The sequence below is a fragment of the Paenibacillus sp. FSL H8-0317 genome (genome assembly GCF_045040685.1).
In the GTDB taxonomy this organism is placed as follows: domain Bacteria; phylum Bacillota; class Bacilli; order Paenibacillales; family Paenibacillaceae; genus Paenibacillus.
On the sequence record NZ_CP150294.1, the window covers coordinates 1883667 to 1901683 of the forward strand.

General features: G+C 47.7%; 19 protein-coding genes. 14 read left to right on the forward strand and 5 right to left on the reverse strand.

Annotated elements, in window-relative coordinates; translation table 11 throughout:
* Positions 1-14: 14 nt before the first annotated feature.
* Positions 15-1025 (forward strand): carbohydrate ABC transporter permease, encoded by a 1011-nt coding sequence (locus tag MHB43_RS08730; RefSeq protein WP_221822787.1) that lies wholly within the window; start codon positions 15-17, stop codon positions 1023-1025.
* Positions 1026-1053: 28 nt separating this feature from the next.
* On the forward strand, positions 1054-2016 hold the full coding sequence (locus MHB43_RS08735) for a glycosyl hydrolase (protein ID WP_313771482.1): 963 nt from the start codon (positions 1054-1056) through the stop codon (positions 2014-2016).
* Between the two features lie 148 nt (positions 2017-2164).
* Here MHB43_RS08735 and MHB43_RS08740 read toward each other — a convergent pair whose 3' ends face one another.
* Positions 2165-2431 (reverse strand): hypothetical protein, encoded by a 267-nt coding sequence (locus tag MHB43_RS08740; protein ID WP_339183382.1) that lies wholly within the window; start codon positions 2429-2431, stop codon positions 2165-2167.
* Between the two features lie 216 nt (positions 2432-2647).
* Between MHB43_RS08740 and MHB43_RS08745 the strand changes: the two genes are divergently transcribed.
* Complete coding sequence (locus tag MHB43_RS08745) at positions 2648-3256, forward strand: DUF1349 domain-containing protein (protein WP_405131762.1); 609 nt, start codon at positions 2648-2650, stop codon at positions 3254-3256.
* Positions 3257-3281: 25 nt separating this feature from the next.
* On the opposite strand, the gene MHB43_RS08750 is transcribed toward MHB43_RS08745, so the two are convergent.
* The gene (locus MHB43_RS08750; protein WP_405131763.1) at positions 3282-4388 is read right to left on the reverse strand and encodes an MFS transporter; all 1107 of its coding nucleotides are present in this window, start codon (positions 4386-4388) and stop codon (positions 3282-3284) included.
* 88 nt (positions 4389-4476) lie between these two features.
* Complete coding sequence (locus MHB43_RS08755) at positions 4477-5007, reverse strand: TetR/AcrR family transcriptional regulator (RefSeq protein WP_405131764.1); 531 nt, start codon at positions 5005-5007, stop codon at positions 4477-4479.
* Positions 5008-5210: 203 nt separating this feature from the next.
* Between MHB43_RS08755 and MHB43_RS08760 the strand changes: the two genes are divergently transcribed.
* The 3 genes from MHB43_RS08760 to MHB43_RS08770 all read left to right on the forward strand — a co-directional run bounded on the left by MHB43_RS08760 (position 5211) and on the right by MHB43_RS08770 (position 7608).
* Entirely contained in the window at positions 5211-6056 is an 846-nt protein-coding gene (locus tag MHB43_RS08760; protein ID WP_405131765.1) for an effector binding domain-containing protein, read from the forward strand.
* A 215-nt stretch (positions 6057-6271) separates the two neighbouring features.
* Positions 6272-6823, forward strand: a complete 552-nt coding sequence (locus MHB43_RS08765) for a nucleotidyltransferase family protein (RefSeq protein WP_405131766.1) — start codon at positions 6272-6274, stop codon at positions 6821-6823.
* A gap of 50 nt (positions 6824-6873) precedes the next feature.
* Positions 6874-7608 (forward strand): YdcF family protein, encoded by a 735-nt coding sequence (locus tag MHB43_RS08770; RefSeq protein ID WP_405131767.1) that lies wholly within the window; start codon positions 6874-6876, stop codon positions 7606-7608.
* A gap of 93 nt (positions 7609-7701) precedes the next feature.
* Here the strand turns inward: MHB43_RS08770 and MHB43_RS08775 are convergent, their stop codons facing one another.
* Both MHB43_RS08775 and MHB43_RS08780 read right to left on the reverse strand, forming a co-directional pair.
* Complete coding sequence (locus tag MHB43_RS08775; RefSeq protein ID WP_405131768.1) at positions 7702-9054, reverse strand: M56 family metallopeptidase; 1353 nt, start codon at positions 9052-9054, stop codon at positions 7702-7704.
* Positions 9055-9060: 6 nt separating this feature from the next.
* On the reverse strand, positions 9061-9435 hold the full coding sequence (locus MHB43_RS08780) for a BlaI/MecI/CopY family transcriptional regulator (RefSeq protein WP_221822817.1): 375 nt from the start codon (positions 9433-9435) through the stop codon (positions 9061-9063).
* A 167-nt stretch (positions 9436-9602) separates the two neighbouring features.
* Between MHB43_RS08780 and MHB43_RS08785 the strand changes: the two genes are divergently transcribed.
* From MHB43_RS08785 to MHB43_RS08820, 8 genes are all read left to right on the forward strand, one after another.
* Entirely contained in the window at positions 9603-10124 is a 522-nt protein-coding gene (locus MHB43_RS08785) for a hypothetical protein (RefSeq protein ID WP_339183398.1), read from the forward strand.
* 116 nt (positions 10125-10240) lie between these two features.
* Positions 10241-11131 (forward strand): TIGR01777 family oxidoreductase, encoded by an 891-nt coding sequence (locus MHB43_RS08790; protein ID WP_339183400.1) that lies wholly within the window; start codon positions 10241-10243, stop codon positions 11129-11131.
* Between the two features lie 316 nt (positions 11132-11447).
* Positions 11448-12449 (forward strand): beta-ketoacyl-ACP synthase III, encoded by a 1002-nt coding sequence (locus MHB43_RS08795; RefSeq protein ID WP_405131769.1) that lies wholly within the window; start codon positions 11448-11450, stop codon positions 12447-12449.
* On the forward strand, positions 12439-13731 hold the full coding sequence (locus MHB43_RS08800; protein WP_405131770.1) for an ATP-grasp domain-containing protein: 1293 nt from the start codon (positions 12439-12441) through the stop codon (positions 13729-13731). The genes MHB43_RS08795 and MHB43_RS08800 overlap by 11 nt, the downstream gene beginning before the upstream one ends.
* On the forward strand, positions 13728-14723 hold the full coding sequence (locus MHB43_RS08805; protein WP_405131771.1) for an NAD-dependent epimerase/dehydratase family protein: 996 nt from the start codon (positions 13728-13730) through the stop codon (positions 14721-14723). Before MHB43_RS08800 ends, MHB43_RS08805 begins: the two co-directional genes overlap by 4 nt.
* Positions 14717-15577 (forward strand): MBL fold metallo-hydrolase, encoded by an 861-nt coding sequence (locus MHB43_RS08810; protein WP_405131772.1) that lies wholly within the window; start codon positions 14717-14719, stop codon positions 15575-15577. The genes MHB43_RS08805 and MHB43_RS08810 overlap by 7 nt, the downstream gene beginning before the upstream one ends.
* Complete coding sequence (locus tag MHB43_RS08815; protein WP_405131773.1) at positions 15574-16902, forward strand: F390 synthetase-related protein; 1329 nt, start codon at positions 15574-15576, stop codon at positions 16900-16902. Before MHB43_RS08810 ends, MHB43_RS08815 begins: the two co-directional genes overlap by 4 nt.
* 69 nt (positions 16903-16971) lie before the next feature.
* On the forward strand, positions 16972-17892 hold the full coding sequence (locus MHB43_RS08820) for an SDR family oxidoreductase (protein ID WP_405131774.1): 921 nt from the start codon (positions 16972-16974) through the stop codon (positions 17890-17892).
* The last annotated feature ends 125 nt before the right edge of the window (positions 17893-18017 follow it).

An 18017-nucleotide genomic window follows, 5' to 3' on the forward strand; every position in this document is an offset into this window, starting at 1 on the left:
GGAGGCTTCAGATTATGGCTGCGTCAGGAACAGATCGCATGGTGGTGGTTCCCAAACAGAATTACCACATGCAGCGGGTGCGAAACAAGACATCGGACCTTCTCTATTCCATATTCAGATATGCACTGGTCATCGGCATTTCATTTATTATTTTATATCCGTTATTTCTCAAAGTGTCAGTTGCGTTCAAGGATAAGCAGGATATCTACAATCCGACGATCTATATGATTCCTCAGCATTTTACGCTGGATAATATCCGGCTAGCGGCGCAAGTGATGGATTATCTGCCTTTGCTGGCGAACACGTTATTGTTCGTTACCATCACAACGCTTCTGACAGCCATATCCTGTGCACTTGCCGGATACGGCTTCGCCCGGTTTTCGTTTCCGGGTAGTAATGTGCTCTTTGTGCTGGTGATTTTGACGATTCTGGTGCCGACAAGTACGCTTATGGTACCGATGTATCTGCATTTCCGTAGCTTTGACTTTATGGGCATTATCCAGTTGTTCACGGGGAAGAACGGCATTAACCTGCTCAATACGTACTGGCCTTCAATGATTACGGCTGCTACGGCGGGAGGGCTGAAGGCGGGGCTGTTCATCTATATTTTCCGTCAGTTCTTCAAGGGCATGCCGAAGGAGATCGAGGAGGCTGCACTGATTGACGGCGCAGGTGGATTCAAAACTTTTGCCCGTATCATGCTGCCCAATGCAATCTCGCCGCTGATTACGGTCATTTTGTTCTCGTTTGTCTGGCAGTACAATGACACGTTTTATTCGGCGTTATTCATGAGTGAAAGTCCACTGATCTCCCTGAAGGTGGCTTCCTTGCCTGCACAGGCGAACCAGTTGATTCCGCAACTGATGGGCTTTGGTTCTAACTCGGGCATCAAGGCTGATCCGAACTATGTGGCGATGATCGTGGATACAGGCATTTTGCTGGCTATTGCACCGCTGATTATTCTGTATCTGTTTGTTCAGCGCTATTTCGTTGAGAGCATTGAACGTTCTGGTGTAGTGGGTTAACATGGTAAATCCAATTGGAGGTGTAGAGATGACAGTGCGTGAGATCAGCAGAGTTCCGGTGAATAAAGCAGCGTCAGCTGAAGCAAAAGAGCTGATGGCGTTCCTGGTCGAGCGTTATCGAAAAGGAATGTTATCAGGCCAGCAGGATTACAGCAATCTTAACTGGGTTAATGAAAATACAGGCCGAAAGCCAGCTGTGATTGGCTTTGATCTCATGGAATATTCCCCTTCAAGAACAGAGCGTGGTGCGGTCTCCCAGGAGATTCGGGATGTGATGGACTGGCACAGACAAGGCGGGATTGTGACGTTATGCTGGCACTGGAACGCACCGACGGATCTGATCAATGAACCAGGTAAAGAGTGGTGGCGGGGGTTCTATACGGATGCCACAACCTATGATCTGGCCTATGCGCTTGCTGATACTGAATCGGAAGCATATCAGTTATTGATCCGGGATATCGATGCGATTGCAGTTCACTTGCAAGAGTTGAAGGATGCGGGTGTACCTGTATTATTTCGACCGCTTCATGAAGCAGAAGGTGGGTGGTTCTGGTGGGGAGCGAAAGGCCCCGAACCTGCCAAACAGCTATATTGTTTGTTGTATGATCGATTGGTTCAAGAACATCAGCTGAACAATCTCATCTGGGTCTGGAACTCGGAAAAACCGGAATGGTATCCGGGTGATGATGTCGTGGATATTGTCAGTGTGGATGTATACCCGGAAGCAGGAGACCACAGCCCGTTGGCTGCGCGTTACGCCAACCTGCGTGAGCTTGTGAAGGATAGAAAAATCATTGCACTGGCCGAGAATGGCTCCATTCCGGACCCCAAGCAGATGAAGGAACAGGATGTACACTGGAGTTGGTTCTGTACCTGGACAGGTGGATTCCTGAGAGACGGGACGCATAATGATGTGGCATTTTTGAAGGAAGTGTACCATAGCGCAAAGGTTATTACGCTCGATCAGTTACCGAAGTGGAGTTGGCTATAAGAACCCCACTTTCAACTTAAATTGGAATCAATGAAGCATTAGTATTCGCATTAATTCTTACAGCGAATACTAACGCTTCATTTGTTGGTGTGCATATGTACATGGGGCCCTCTTCCGAGAAACATGAAAATCTGGTTCGAGCAACAATCTAGTTTGACGGGTGTAACATAGCTTGGATATTGGGATATAAAGTCACGCTCGAAGTGAATAAAATATACGATTGATTCACTGTACGGATCAGAATCCTCTCGCTTGTGCCATTGACTGGACCGAGCCGAATGGCAGATGGTTCGCTTCCACCGTACGTATCATCCAGGGTGACCGATGTGATATGTGTGAGGGGAATTTCAATTTTGGAGAACTGCCAGCGGATGACCAGTTGATCTTCTACTTTTTTCACATTAACACCAAACATACGATGACCTCCTGTTGTGATTCAAATTATTGAAGTAATCTCGTTTGTCCAGTTTATCATATTTTGGATAAAATTACCTTGTTAATAATGACGATTTCTTTCAACTGATATCAAGGATGGGAACTTGATGTAAAACCTACAGGATTAACCATGACATATACCGAATACAAATAGAGAAATTAGAGAACTTATACTCCAACACAAAGGGTGTGCCACATGACGAATCTATTCGAACATTGTTCAGGTCAAACATTATCCGCCAACCTGAGATGGCTGAACGAGCCAGCAGATTGGTCCATTGATGACGGCAAAGTAACGATAACTGTTTCGCCGATCAGTGACTTTTTCATTGATCCGGGAGGTGAGCCGGTGAAAGCTTCAGCTCCATTTTTACATACGATAGTCAAGGGAGATTTCAGCATCGTCACTCGAGTACAGGTGGACATGAAAGAACAGTATGACTCAGGCTGCCTGATGGTGAGGGTGGACGATACGAATTGGGCTAAAGTCTGCTTCGAATATTTTGAAGAACAGCCGTCTATTCTTAGTGTTGTTACTCGTGGTAACTCGGATGATTGTGTATCAGCACCCGTAGACGTTAACAAGCCTTATTTACGTGTAGCCCGGGCAGGCAAGAGCTTTGCTTTCCATTATTCTCAGGATGGAGAGAAGTGGAAGCTGGTTCGTTATTTCGGACTCGACTGCCCGGAAGAGATCAAAGTTGGTATTGTAGCCCAATCCCCCATTGGGCAAGGGACCACGGTTACTTTTACAGACGTACAGCTTCAACATGGAGTGACCGGAAGTGTTCGCCGGGTAAAATAACAGGATCAGAAGGTTGTTCTGTCATTCATTTCGCCCGAATTAACAATCCAAACAGGCCGAGTACAGCAAAGGCCAGAAATGCCGTTGTATTGGAAAACACTTCGATCGTATAACCTGCCATGGATGAGCCAAGGAATTGCCCAACACCCAGCGCGAGAAAGGCAAGGCTAATTCCGATGGACACATTTGGACTGAATAGTCTCGTCGCCCAAACGATAAATACACTGGTCAGGAAAATATACGTGCTGCCAAATATGATCGCAGAGATGAGACTGGCAGTCATGGATGGAAGAAGGATTACCCCCAGTGAGATCGCCAATAAAAGTATGCCCATTCGGTAGGACCACCCAATCTCGAACCGTTCAATAATGCGACCGGCGCATCCACCGAGTATCCCCATAACCCCCATCACAATCCAGAACAACACGGCTTCCGAATCGGAGGCCCCTTTCTCGTCTGTGAGGAAGTTCCGGGCAAAAGTCCAGTAGATTGCAGAACTGAAACCTGTCAACAGACAAGCCATGAGCAGGGCGGACCCTGGTCTGGTAGGTTTCATACATGTCCAGAGAGACTTGGTACAAGGCAGTGTCTTGGTTGCCGGAATAACACGTCTGTTCCACAAAAGAACCACAACACCGATTACAGCAAACAGGATGTAGGTTAGACGCCAGTAATCCGTGAACAGCCAGTAGAGTGGACCTGATATTACAATCCCGAAGCTGGTCCCTGTGTTAATCCAGCTGTTGCCTCTTGCTTGTAGCTCGGGAGCAAGCTCGGCATTAACCGTGTTACCGAGGGCTGGAGAGGCCCAGCCTGTACTCAAACCTGCTAGAAATATACTAAATGTAAGAACCCATGCATTCTGAGCCAGGGCAATGCCGGTTAATCCGATCACTGCGCTGATTCCTGCCAATTGAATGACATAATGATGTCCCTTGCGATTAATCAACAGTGGTGCAGTTAGAAGGGACAGACAGTAGGCAATATACGTTCCTGAGTTAATCGCGCCAGAGGCTGCATCATTTAATTGTAAGGCTTCCGAAATTTCCGGCATAAACAGTCCATAACTGAATCGCCCAAATGCATAACATACAGCGATTAGTGCAATGCCTGGAAAGATAATTTTTTTCATTTAATCCACCGCCTTTTAGATAGAACGATCATTATATTTCTTATGAAATAAAAAAGTGAGTTGAAATATTAACTCACCCGGAATAGCTTTATTTGAAACTGGTTTGCGTCATATGGATCAGTTCACGGCAGACGTCATTTACATTTTCTGTCTCAGCAAGTGCCGTGGAACCCTCCAGTAGCAGGGAGAAGCGCAATAGATCTCGATCACTTGCAGCAGGCGCCAATGTTTGGATTAACGTTCGCATATGTCTTTTATGCGCATTCACTGTTTGGACGATGATATGATCTGTATAACCTCCGAATTCTTCTTTGGCACGTAGAAATAAGCAACCTCTTGATTCGTGTTCCTTCAGCCAAGTTGCATGTCCTTCAGCCAGATTGAGGAACATGGGTTGTGCTTTATTGTCTGCATATTGCCTGAGCTGTTCCAAATAACGCTGTTCGCGCCGTAGGAGCACCTGGACGATGAGATCATCCTTCGACTCAAAATGATTGTATAGCGTCATAATCGCAATCCCGGCATCCGTGATAATCCGCTTTAAACCGACGGAATGGAAACCGTGAAGGTAGAACAATTCTTCAGCCACGTTCAAAAGCATTTCCTTTTTGCTGCTCATGATCAGTGATACTCTCCCTTCAAAATAAGATAGAACGATCATTATACTCGTAGGCTATAGTAAATCGTTTACATTGTCAAATTCTGTGAGCAGGTGTTATATGAACTACATCGCCTGCGCTTAAACCGGACAAATGAAAGCACAGTATGACAGGTTATTGGGGTGTTTATCCGTTATATTAGACATCAAGGAGTGATTATCACATGAACTGGATCAACTCATTACAGGTCGCTATTCAATATATGGAAGACCACTTGCTCGAAAATATGACGATGGAGCAGATTGCAGCGCAGGCCCATATCTCTCCTTTTCACTTTCAACGTACCTTTGCCTTATTAACTGATGTTACTGTAGCTGAGTACATAAAACGCAGACGATTGACACTGGCGGCACATGAGCTTCTGCAAAGTGATCACAAAATCATTGATCTGGCGTTTAAATACGGTTACGACACACCGGAATCTTTCTCCAAAGCATTTCGCAGACAACATGGGATCGCACCCAGTGAGGCTCGAAAGAATAGTAACACTGTCCAATCGTATAATCGTCTGGTGATTCAAGTGAGTCTAAAAGGAGCAGAGCCGATGAAATATAAAATCGTTGAACATCCCGAATTTACGTTGGTCGGAGTAGAGCAAACTTTCTCCTATGCAGATCAAGAACATCTGCAAGGCATCGGGAAGATGTGGCAGGAAGCGTGGACGAGCGGCACAGAGGATCGTTTATTTGAACTGAACAACGGGGATATTCCAGGATTACTTGGCGTTGTTGTGGATCAGAGCGAAATACAGGAGAAACAGATGCAATACTGGATTGCTACAACTTACGATGGTGAAGTACCGGAAGGATTATCAAGCTTCACCATGCCCGCTTCCAAATGGAGCGTATTTGAAGTAAAAGGCCCGATGCCGGAGAGTATGCAGCTTCTATGGAAACAGATTATTTCGGAATGGTTTCCATCCAACCCTTATGAGCACGCATATATGCCGGAGCTGGAAGTATACCCGGGCCCCAATCAACCGCCACAAATTTGGATACCAATTAAATAAATTTTAACCGTTTCAAACTCGATCATTGTAACCCATAAACATTCGGATAACCGAAGTTGTTTATGGGTTATTTGGATGTGATTGATCAGAGATTCGAAGTAGTTACAGAGGATGTTCAAGCGTTGTTCATTTTATTGCAGCCAGGTAAACATGATATATTGGAACGAGAGTTTATCTCTATAAGAGGACAATGAGGTAAACTGCAGGAGGCAGATATGTTACATGAGGACTTATTCATTCAGACGATCATCAAACACGAGCAATTAATACATGACCTGCGGAGAGTTCGTAGTCTTCATTTACCTCAAAGTTACATAGGTGCAGGATATATTCGTAATTATATCTGGGATGTTCTGCATGGATATGATCTTCGTGAACTTCACAGCGATATTGATGTTGTCTATTATGATGCGCAAGACTTGCGTGAGGAGCGAGACATACAGCTCGAACAACAGCTTCGTGAGGAGACGGGCAATTCAAAGTGGTCGGTCAAAAATCAGGCGAGAATGCATCTGCGCAATGGCACAGTTCCTTATCATTCTACTGAAGATGCTCTTCGCTATTGGCCAGAAGTTGTAACTGCTATAGGCGTACAATTAGATGAAGAGGACCGGGTGAACATCTGTGCTCCGCATGGTTTGCATGATTTGTATCACCTTATAGTCCGCAAAAGTGCATTCTTCACGGATGCTGACTATTATAATCAGAGAGTACAGAAGAAGTGCTGGCAGGAACAATGGCCGAAACTAACGATAATAACAGCTTGAATAATAAGTGATTTGCGGAATAGCGGGTACAAGAAGGAGTGTCTACGGATTTGATAAAAAAGTTCTTACAAAAAAATGGACTGATCATTGATCTTGTCCTGTTGGCATGTTTTGTGGCGTTCCTGGCCTTCTGGGGCCAAAGATTCCCAGTCATGTTTTTTGGAATGATCACGGTGGCTTTTATCGTTCTAAGACGGATTGACTATCAGAAGCATGTTATTCTGAAACGGATTATCCTTACCGGAATTAGCGTTGCTGTCGTCTCTTTTGTCATTATCGAAGCCCTTGTATTCACACAGCTTGGTGCGAATGATCCGGAAGAAGCGGACTATGTCATTATTCTGGGTTCAGGCATCCGTGGAACGGAATTGTCAATGACCCTAAAACAAAGGTTGGATGCAAGTTTGGACTACATTCGCAGTCACCCTCAGACACCCGTCATTGTATCGGGTGGGCAGGGAACGGGGGAATCGATTCCCGAAGCGCTCGCCATGAAAAACTATCTGATTGAACAGGGGATTAACCCTGCCCAAGTCATTATGGAAGATCGCTCCACAAGTACACAGGAGAATTTGGCCTTTTCCAAAAAAATCATTCTTGAATCCGGGTTAGAACACCCTGAGATCATGATTGTCACCAGTGACTATCATATGTTCCGCTCCAAGTATATCGCTGCCAAGAACGGTTATGCGGCAGAATATGGCATATCGGCCCCGTCACCGGGTTATCTGAAACCCGTCAACATGATCCGTGAATATTTTGCTACGATCAAAACAATTATCTAATGCACATGACAGGAAACGAAAACAGGACGAAGCTGGAGATCTATGCTTCGTCCTGTTTGCATATAAGGATGTTATTGCTCCTTAGTGTATAGGTTATTTCTCTGAAGGAGCAGGTACAGTTACTGAAACCTTATCCCCAGGGAGAGCTACCATTTCGGGGGATTGGGTATTCGAAGGAACGGCTACGATTTCAGGAGATTCACCCGTAAAGGGAACAGTGGCTGATTCTACAACTTTAGCCTCAGAAGGTTCAGTAGTAGAAGGTACAGTAGCAGACGGAACTGGCACAGCTTCGGAAACTTCATCCTCAGGGAGAGCCACGATTTCAGGAGTTTCGGAAGTGGAAGGAGCAGTTACAGCTTCGGAAATTCCGACCTTGTTGGGAGAAGCTACGATTACAGAAGATCCATCAGTAGAAGGAACAGGCACAGTTTCAGAAGCTTCAGCCTCTACTTTAACCGTATGGTTTGATGCCCATACTGCGGTGGACGTACTTACTCCTGTAATAAGCAGGAGGGCTCCCATACTTATCATCCAATGTTTCTTTTTCAGTTTCTTTACATTAAACATAATCATCAATCTCCTTTTTAATTGTTTGCCTTCACCCGATAGGGACGAACAAAATTGAGCAGGCATTTTCTTTGTTCCCGCCATCACATTTAAAATCGTTTCACCATATCGTCTTCGCTCTTCATGGGACATCTCTTTCACCACATCTTCATCACAGGCCAACTCGCTCCAGGTATGAATGTCCCGGCGAATCGTATGAATCAGGGGATTGAACCAGTGCAGGGCACTAACCCCCAAGGTCACAGCCTTGACCCACAGATCTTTATGTTTCAGATGTACCAACTCATGATGAATTACCATGCTGATGTCCATTTTCACCGTATTTTCGGGTGGCAGATATATCGTTGGTTTAAACAAGCCAACCAGTATAGGGCTACGTACTAGGGTGCTGTGAGCAAGCGTGATATTGCTTTTCAGACCCAAAGCCTCTTTGATTAATGGTAGCTGTATAGCTGCCTCACTATGACGGAGGACTGGGGTGCGTGTACGAGATAATTCATTCAGAAATCTCCGATAACAGTACACCTGCCATGCAGAAAAACTGATGACTCCAATGCCCCATCCGCATAACAAGAACCAGGCAGTGGTTACCGAAATGGTTTGTTCCGGGATAAACGTTCCTGCAAGTACGCCCGAAGCTGCTGCATTCTTCGTACCCGGTATAGTTGATGTCGTTTGGAATGCAATATCCAAAAGCCATGAAAGGCCAAGAGATACCGGGAACAGATAAAACAAGAGAGCCAGTTTACTGAGTCTGTAGAGCCACTTGGTCGGAAAAACAGATATGGGTATAAGTCGTAGTGCCAAAATACAAACAGAAACGATACTTCCCGCCACGGTCAGGCTGCACAGAATTTCAAAAAAGATGTTCATCATCTGCACCTACTTTTCCGAAAGCCATTTTTTCAGTTCTGAAATGTCATCGTCTGAAAGCTTGTCGCCATCATACATGGCCGAAACCAAATTCTTGACTGAACCTTGATACAGTCCATCAAGAACATGTTGCGTTTCCTGTAGTTTGTAATCTTCGGGCTGTAGAAGAGGTACATAATCATTGGTCCGTCCACGTCTCGTGACGGTAAGTGCGCCTTTATCCACCAACCGTGACAGAAAGGTAGACATGGTCTGCGCTTTCCACGCTTTCCCCTTCTCGGCAAATATGTCTAATAGTTCTGTCGAGGTGACCGGTGGGGCGCATGACCATATAACAACCATTAACTCCATTTCTGTTTCGGATAATTTTTGAATCTGGTTCACAGTGAACACTCCTTAACATCGTTATGCGTCCATAACGATCGTATTACTACACTACGTAGTACGTATAAACTACTACAACTTGTAGTGGATAGTCAAGTTATCCTGATAGATGATTGCCAAACCATGTTATAATATAGGTCATTAATAGAAGAACGATGTAGGAGTGAATGATCATTACAGCATATCAATTACCTGCTCTCTATGAGCAGAAGCGAGTTTCAATGCACGAGATGGAAGAGATTGTACGCCTGTTGGCCCAGACACCGCTATTATACGATGATGGACAGAGCATTCAGGTTCAGGATTACATGGGAGGCTTGGAGGTCGAACTTGAGCATGAGGTACGCCGTGCAGTGACCGAGTTGTACGAACTGGCTGTTCAGGCCTGCCGCGTCTTCGCCGATCCATTGGCGTACGAGCAACTTCAGGATGCGCTTGGGTTACAGGCTGAGTTATGGCAGGAGGAAGTGCTTACTCTTGCAAAGTGGATGGATTGGTTGAAGCAGATCAGTGAAGGAAAGAGAACACTGCCCGAGTACAACTTTTCAGCGATGCTTGGGAACTTGCCGGACGGATTCATGATCCATGATTTTTATGATGAACTCCGATATCAGCTGGAACAAAACCCTGTAAACGCATGGGCTATCGAAGAGCGGGATCGCTTGTACGCAGCCCTGGGTGCGAATTAAATCAAACCAACGGGTCACCGGCGGTGTTAATCTAATATCTGCATTTTGCATGCATAGAAGCATTCCAATCTATACCTTACGAATTCTTTACCCAGTATGGGAAATGAGGGGATACCGTGAAGAAGGTTGTATTAGCTGGTGGAACGGGATTTGTCGGACAGGATTTTGCCCAAAGGTTCAGAAAGCTGGGGTATGAGGTGATAATTATCTCGCGTCAGCCCGGTCATATTGCCTGGGAGGATCGTGCGGGAATCATAGAGGCACTGGAAGAAGCAGAATTGTTGATTAACCTGGCAGGTAAATCGGTGAACTGCCGTTATACGGATGAGAATCGCAAAGTCATTCTGGAATCCAGAACCCGTACCACGCGCATTCTCGGCGAAGCCATTCTGGCTTGTAATCATCCTCCTGAACTATGGATTAATTCGAGTACAGCAACGATATACAGACATGCTGAAGATCGTCCCATGACGGAAAAAGAGGGCGAGATTGGCTCCGGATTCTCGGTCGACGTTGCCAAGGCATGGGAACAGGCTTTCTTTGAATTCAGTCTGCCGTCTACGCGTCAGATTGCACTGCGGATTGCGATTGTGCTGGGCGAGGGTGGTGTGATGGTGCCCATGACGAACCTCGTCCGTTTTGGACTGGGAGGATCGCAAGGGGCAGGAACGCAGCAGTTCAGCTGGATTCATATCGAGGATCTGTTTCGCATGGTGATCTATCTGCAAGAGCATCCACACTTGAATGGTGTGTTCAATGCTTCCTCTCCGCATCCGGTGACGAATCGCGAGCTAATGGCGCGTCTGAGAGAACAGATGGGTGTTCGGATCGGCCTGCCTTCTCCTCGCTGGATGCTTGAACTGGGCGCACGCTTCATTCAGACCGAGACGGAACTGGTTCTCAAAAGTCGTTGGGTGATTCCCGAGCGAATGGAGAGAGAAGGATTCGCGTTCACATACGGTACGCTGGATGCTGCACTTGCCGAGATTCTGAATAAGAAGAAATGACACTTTATACAAAAGAAAACACAACAGGAAGGGCAGAGGCATCTGCCCTTTTGTTATATATGTTCAACTAAACATTACACGATAACGGAGAGGGCAGAAATAACTTGAAGAAGCGGAGCGTTCGCCTAAAAGCTTTCTGAAAGAAAGCTGCATCGGAAGCATATGCTTATCCCCGGAATTTCCCTTTTAAGAAAGGAATCAAAAAAATCTGGGGATAACAGCGATCGGAAAGTTGTTCTGTCATCGCAGTGTAAGTGTAAATACAATTAGCTGAACTTAAATATATCAGTCAGATGAACAGAAAGAGGTTGGGGAAATGCAACTTAGAAGAGTAAGGATCGCAGGAACAGGGAAGTACCTGCCTGAACAGGAAGTCACCGATGAGGAACTGGATCGCCGCTTGGACGTGCCTGCGGGCTGGGTCAGCAAAGCCACAGGTGTAGGTGTGCGCCATTATGCTTCGGGTGAAGAAACCTCTTCTTTCATGGGCGCGCGGGCTGCGGAAGCTGCACTGGTGGATGCAGGATTACAATTCAGTGATATCGACTGTCTGGTGTGTACCAGTGGCACGAAGGAACAACCGTTGCCAAGTACGGCGGTATTTATCCAGCAGGCCATGGGGCAGCAAGATTCAGGCGTACCTGCTTTTGATATGGATGCAACCTGCCTGAGTTTCCTGAACGGACTCGATGTGATCTCCTATATGGTAGATGCTGGACGTTACCAGCGAGTATTGCTCGTAGCCACCGAGATTGCCTCAGCCGGACTAAATTGGTCTGATAAAGAAAGTGCGGCCCTGTTCGGAGATGGAGCGGCCGCCGTCATTATTGAACGTTCGCCTGAAGGATCTTCGTCGCAGATTGTACATGCTTCCCTTCAAACCTACAGCCGAGGTGCTCGCTTCTCGGAGATTGCAGGTGGAGGTACACGGCTGCATGCTTCGAATTATAAGGCGGATCAGCCTGAGCCCTACCTTTTTCATATGGATGGACAGGCGATCTTCCGCATGGCTTCCAGACTTCTGCCTGGATTCATCAGTGATATGCTGCAGGCGACTGGGTGTCAGATGGAGGATTTCCAATTGGTTATTCCCCATCAGGGAAGTGCCATGGCGATGAGACTGATTCGCAAGAAGCTTGGCATTGCTGAAGATCGGTTTATGGACATCACACGAAATCACGGCAATACCATTGCGGCATCGATCCCGATGGGTCTGCATGAAGCGATTAGACAACAGCGTATTCAGCGTGGAGATCGGGTGTTGATGATTGGCACGGCTGCCGGATTATCATTGGGAGGACTCATTTTTGACTACTAGATCTGGGGAAACAGGACATCGTACAGCTGCTTCTCTCCGTGTGCTGCTTACAGGCGGAAGGGCTCCCGTAACGCTAGATCTGGCACGCATGCTTCATCGGGCAGGTCACCAAGTGTATGTTGCGGAGAGTGCCGTACGGCATCTAACCAGATTATCTCGTGCAGTGGAACAGTCTGCTGTGGTCCCGTCGCCACGTCATGACACAGGTGCGTATCTGGCGGAGTTGGAACGGTTGGTTCAGGATTGGCAGATTGACCTGCTGATCCCAATGTGTGAAGAAGTCTTCTATGTTGCTCAAGGGGCAGACAGACTGCGTGCATATTGCCGTGTTCTAGTTACAACTCTGGAGCAGCTGCATGAGCTGCACCATAAATATGATTTTATCCAGCTTGCAGGGTCACTCGGTCTTTCGGTTCCGGATACACGCCTGATCCATAGTCGGGAGGAATGGATGGAAGCTCAGTCTGTTCTGGGAAAAGTAGGAGATTGGGTGTGGAAACCGGTGTATTCCCGCTTTGCAGCCAAAGTTCGCATGCCAACATTCATGACCGATGACGCTGGGACAGGGATTGATCAGGAAGGAAACGTAAGCCAAAAGAGCCGTCGACATATCCGTAACGACCCACCGGAAGAAGGGGAATTATCCTCTGTTTCGCCTTGGGTTGCACAGGCCTACATTCCTGGTCAGATGTTGTGTACATACAGCATAGCGCATGAAGGGCAACTGGTTGCACATGCCACTTACGACAGTCGCTATCGTACAGGTAGCGTGGGAGCGAGTGTTTTTTTTGAACAGGTAGAACATGAAGGTGCCCTTGCGTGGGTGAGACAATTTGTTGAGGCAACGGGTTTTAGTGGACAGATTGGGTTTGATTTTATAGAAGGTCCGGATGGGCAAGTATACGCAATTGAGTGTAATCCGAGGGCAACGAGTGGGATTCATCTGTTTCACCCTGGAGATGACTTGGTGCGTGCACTGACTGAACCGGAGACGTTGGTCAAGGAAGGAAGAATGATTACGCCCGCACCGGGCAGCAAAGCCATGCTCATGCTTCCCATGCTGGGAAGTGGAGTACAGCAGATCTTAGGCAAAGGAAAGCGCCGTGCATGGATAGCAGCATGGCGTGGAACCAGGGATGTGGTCTATGTAGGGCAGGATATCCAGCCTGTATTTGAACAATTCGGAGTGGTGCTAGCCGCATGGCGTCTGGCAAGATCGCAGAAGTGCTCGCTGACTGAAGCTTTGACTCATGACATAGAATGGAACGGTGAACAACAATGAATAGAGCATTGGTTACAGGAGCTACGGGATGTCTGGGCAGGCACCTCGCGATGCGGCTTGCCAAAGAGGGATGGGAAGTCACTGGCATGGGCCGACAGCCAAAGGTTGGTGCAGAACTTGAGTTGGCAGGAATCCGATTCCTGAATGGAGATATACGGGATGAGGGAGTAATAAACGAAGCGTGTGCAGGACAGGATATGGTGTTTCACTGTGCGGCACTATCATCGCCATGGGGTAAATATCGTGACTTTTATAGCAGTAATGTAGAAGGCACACAAAACCTCATGGATGGCTGCCTGCATAATAAAGTACAGCGATTCATACATGTCTCGACTCCAAGTATATATTTTAACTACATACCACGATATAACGTACATGAGAATGACCCGTTGCCACCCAAACCAGCCAATCATTATGCAGCCACGAAGCTTCTCGCTGAGCAGGTTGTAATGGAGGGGCATGCGAAGGGGCTTCCGTCGATCATCATTCGACCGCGAGCCATTTTTGGTCCGTATGATCAGACGTTATTTCCAAGGATTGTCGCAGCGAATGCGAAGTCGGGCGTGCCCATGATCGGTGGTGGACAGGCGTTAATCGATCTGACATGTGTGGATAATGTGGTGGATGCCTTATTATTGTGCCGCGATGCCTCTACAGAAGCACTTGGTAGAGCCTACAATATCTCCAATGGCGATCCAAGGGCGTTCAGTGAGTTGGTGAGCAGCCTGTTTGGCATGCTGGATATGCCCTTGCGTTGTCGAAACATTCCTTATCGGATGGCATATGGTGTGGCAGCGTTGCTAGAGCGAGTTCATGGCTATATTCCTGCGTTGGGTGAACCTGCGTTGACACGGTATACAGTCGGCTCCTTATCTATTCCACAGACATTGGATATTACGGATGCAAGGGAGCAATTGGGGTACGTCCCTCGGGTGTCCATTGAAGAGGGATTACAACAATTTGCAGACTGGTGGAGGGCAGAATCATGCTGACGACAACTCCAGTAGAATTATATTTGGGTGCGGCGGGTTACTGTACACATCCAGAGTTTCTGACGCTGCGTGGTGGTCGATTGAGTCCAGTACATTTCCCGGCAGGATTTGCCTGCATCATTCATCCCGTACATGGACCGATCCTGTTGGATACGGGATATAGTTCCCGCTTTTTCGAGGAAACGGCTCATTTGCCTAACGCACTGTATCGTCATATTACACCTGTGGTCTATCGTGAAGAGGATAGTGCCGTTCATTTTTTGGCTCGAATTGGACTGAAAGCTTCGGATATTCGGTATATCATCCTCTCGCATTTTCATGGTGATCACATCGCAGGTGTACGAGATTTCCCGGAGGCACAATTCATCTATCTGCCAAGAGCCTATGATGCTGTGCGCTCACTCGGTCCAATTGCGGCTGTAAGGGCAGGTTTTCTTGCCGGGTTGTTGCCCGAGGATTTTAAGGCCAGATCAATGCCTGTTACGCGTCAGCCTGAGCGATGGATAAGAGCGGGGGAAGCTTTCCCTTTTGAAGAGGTCTACGACATCTTTGGTGATGGAAGTCTGCTTGGAGTGGATGTATCCGGTCATGCGGAAGGTATGATGGGACTCCTGCTGCGTACAGAAGAACATGATTATTTTCTCTGCGCGGATGCGGTGTGGTCAAGTCGGGCTTTTCGTGAACAGCGCAGACCTCATGCGCTCGCGGGCATTATTATGTCTGATCGACAGGAATACCACCGTAATTTTGACAAGCTGGTTCAGCTGTATCAGCAGTTTTCCCATATTCGTATTGTGCCAAGCCATTGTCGAGATGTACTGGACGCTTGGGGGACAGGAGGGCAGGAACGATGAGTAATACCTTTCGTATTGTGGTTCATTATGCCCTCGCACGTGGGCTGAGAACGTGGAAAACGCGAGAACAACTGGAGCGCTGGCAAGAGCGCAGGGTTATTCGGCATGTTCATCAGATCCGTGCCCGATCTCCGTTTTACCGGAAGTGGTGGGGTGACGTGGACGCATCCGACTGGAGAAGCTTTCCGTTGATTAACAAATCAATCATGATGGAGCACTTCGATACACTGAACACGGTGGGTATTACCAAGGACGAAGCGCTGGCTCTTGCAGGTGAAAGTGAAGAAACGCGTGATTTCAAACCTTCCATTCAAGGCGTGACGGTTGGACTGTCTTCGGGCACGTCAGGGAACCGGGGGATATTTCTGGTGAGTGATCGGGAGCAGGATGCGTGGACGGGCACAGTGCTGGCTAAGTTGCTGCCCGGTGGACTGAGGAAACCTGCCAAGATTGCGTTTTTCCTGCGTGCCAACAGTAATCTGTATGAATCGGTGCAGCGTGGCAAATTGCAGTTTCAGTATTTTGATCTGCTAGAGCGTGTGGAGACCTTGGTGAGACGGTTGGAAGAATACCAACCTACTGTATGGGTAGCTCCTCCATCCATGCTGCGTCTGTTGGCGGATGCCTATGTGGCAGGCCAACTGACTGCTGTACCGGATAAAATCATCTCGGTTGCCGAGGTGCTGGACCCCCTGGATCGCAAGGTGCTGGAGCAGGTGTTCGGACAAACCGTTAGTCAAGTCTATCAGTGTACAGAAGGGTTCCTGGGTGCGACCTGTCGTTATGGCACACTGCATTTGAATGAAGACATCGTGCATATTGAAAAAGAGTACATTGATCCCGCCACCCGGCGGTTTGTGCCCATTATTACGGACTTCTCCAGAACATCACAGCCGATCATCCGGTATCGGCTGAATGATATTCTGACCGAGGCGGCGCTGCCATGTGCCTGTGGTTCCCCGTTTACTGCCATTGAGCGGATTGAAGGCCGCTGTGATGACACGCTTTATTTTACACAACTACATACGGGTGAGTCGGTACCTGTCTTTCCAGATTTCGTTACCCGTTCGGTCATTGCGGCTTCGCCGGATATTGAACATTATCGTGTGGTGCAGCAAGGGGACGGAACAATGGAGGTATCCCTTCGGCTTGGCGGGAGCGCAGTGATGGCTCACGTAGAGACCAATGTACTGCTGGAACTGATGAAGCTGGGAGAGCGGCTTGAATGCACCTTACCTGAGATCAGATTTGTACCGTATACGTTTGAACCGGGACTTACGAAGCTGCGCAGGGTGGAGAGACGGCATAATGGAGTGGCGGATTAAGCAGTAGGGGCCGTGCGGTATAGGTAGGAACGGGAAGTAAGTAATTTACCGAGGAAAGAAGGACACACCGTGACAGCAGAGGAACATTTAACTAAGGACGGGCAGGGACGAACCAACACGGGTCTTGATGCAGTGAAGAAGACCAAGGGAGGAGTGAACGCTCCGGTGGCTTTAATTACGGGTACCTCCAGTGGTTTCGGTATGCTTACCGCAATCACCCTTGCCAAGCAGGGGTATCGCGTTGTTGCTACAATGCGTGATCTGAGTCGGAAAGAAGAATTGGCAAGGCTGGCTGAGCAGGCTGGGATATCTGAACGTTTGCAATATGTACAACTGGATGTAACCGATGCTGTATCAGTGGACAAAGCGGTGGGGACCGTTCTTCAAACCAATGGACGAATCGACATGCTGGTGAACAATGCGGGATTTGCGGTGGGTGGGTTCATTGAGGAAGTATCGATGGACGATTGGCGGCGCCAGATGGAAACGAATCTGTTTGGATTAATCGCTGTGACACGTGCCGTCCTGCCTGTGATGCGTGAACAGAAGCAGGGGTTAATTGTTAACTTGTCCAGCGTCAGCGGTTTATCCGGTTTTCCAGGATATGCGCCCTATGCTGCCTCCAAATTCGCTGTGGAGGGATTCACCGAAAGTCTGCGGCATGAGATGTCTTCGTTCGGCGTTCGGGTGGTACTGGTTGAGCCAGGCGCTTATCGCACGCCGATCTGGAATAAAGGTCTGGGGGAAATTCACAGAAACGAGGACTCTCCATATAAACATAAGCTGGATGCGGTTCTTCGTTATTCCCAACATGCGAGCGAGACGGCACCTGATCCACAGGAGGTAGCTGATCTGATTGGCCGAATTGCACGGATGCGTGCACCAAGACTTCGATATGCGCTCGGAAAAGGTTCGCGTGTGCTCATCATAGGTAAAGCACTGCTACCCTGGAAGTGGCTGGAGCGGATTATCGCCCGTGGATTAAAATAGAGATAAGGTACGAGTCACGATTGCTTAATTTCCGAATGGGAGGGGTTAGCCATATTTGAACTCATCGTCATTATTTTACTTCTTGCGATTGTGGGTCTGCTCTTTCATATCAATAGCAAGCTGCC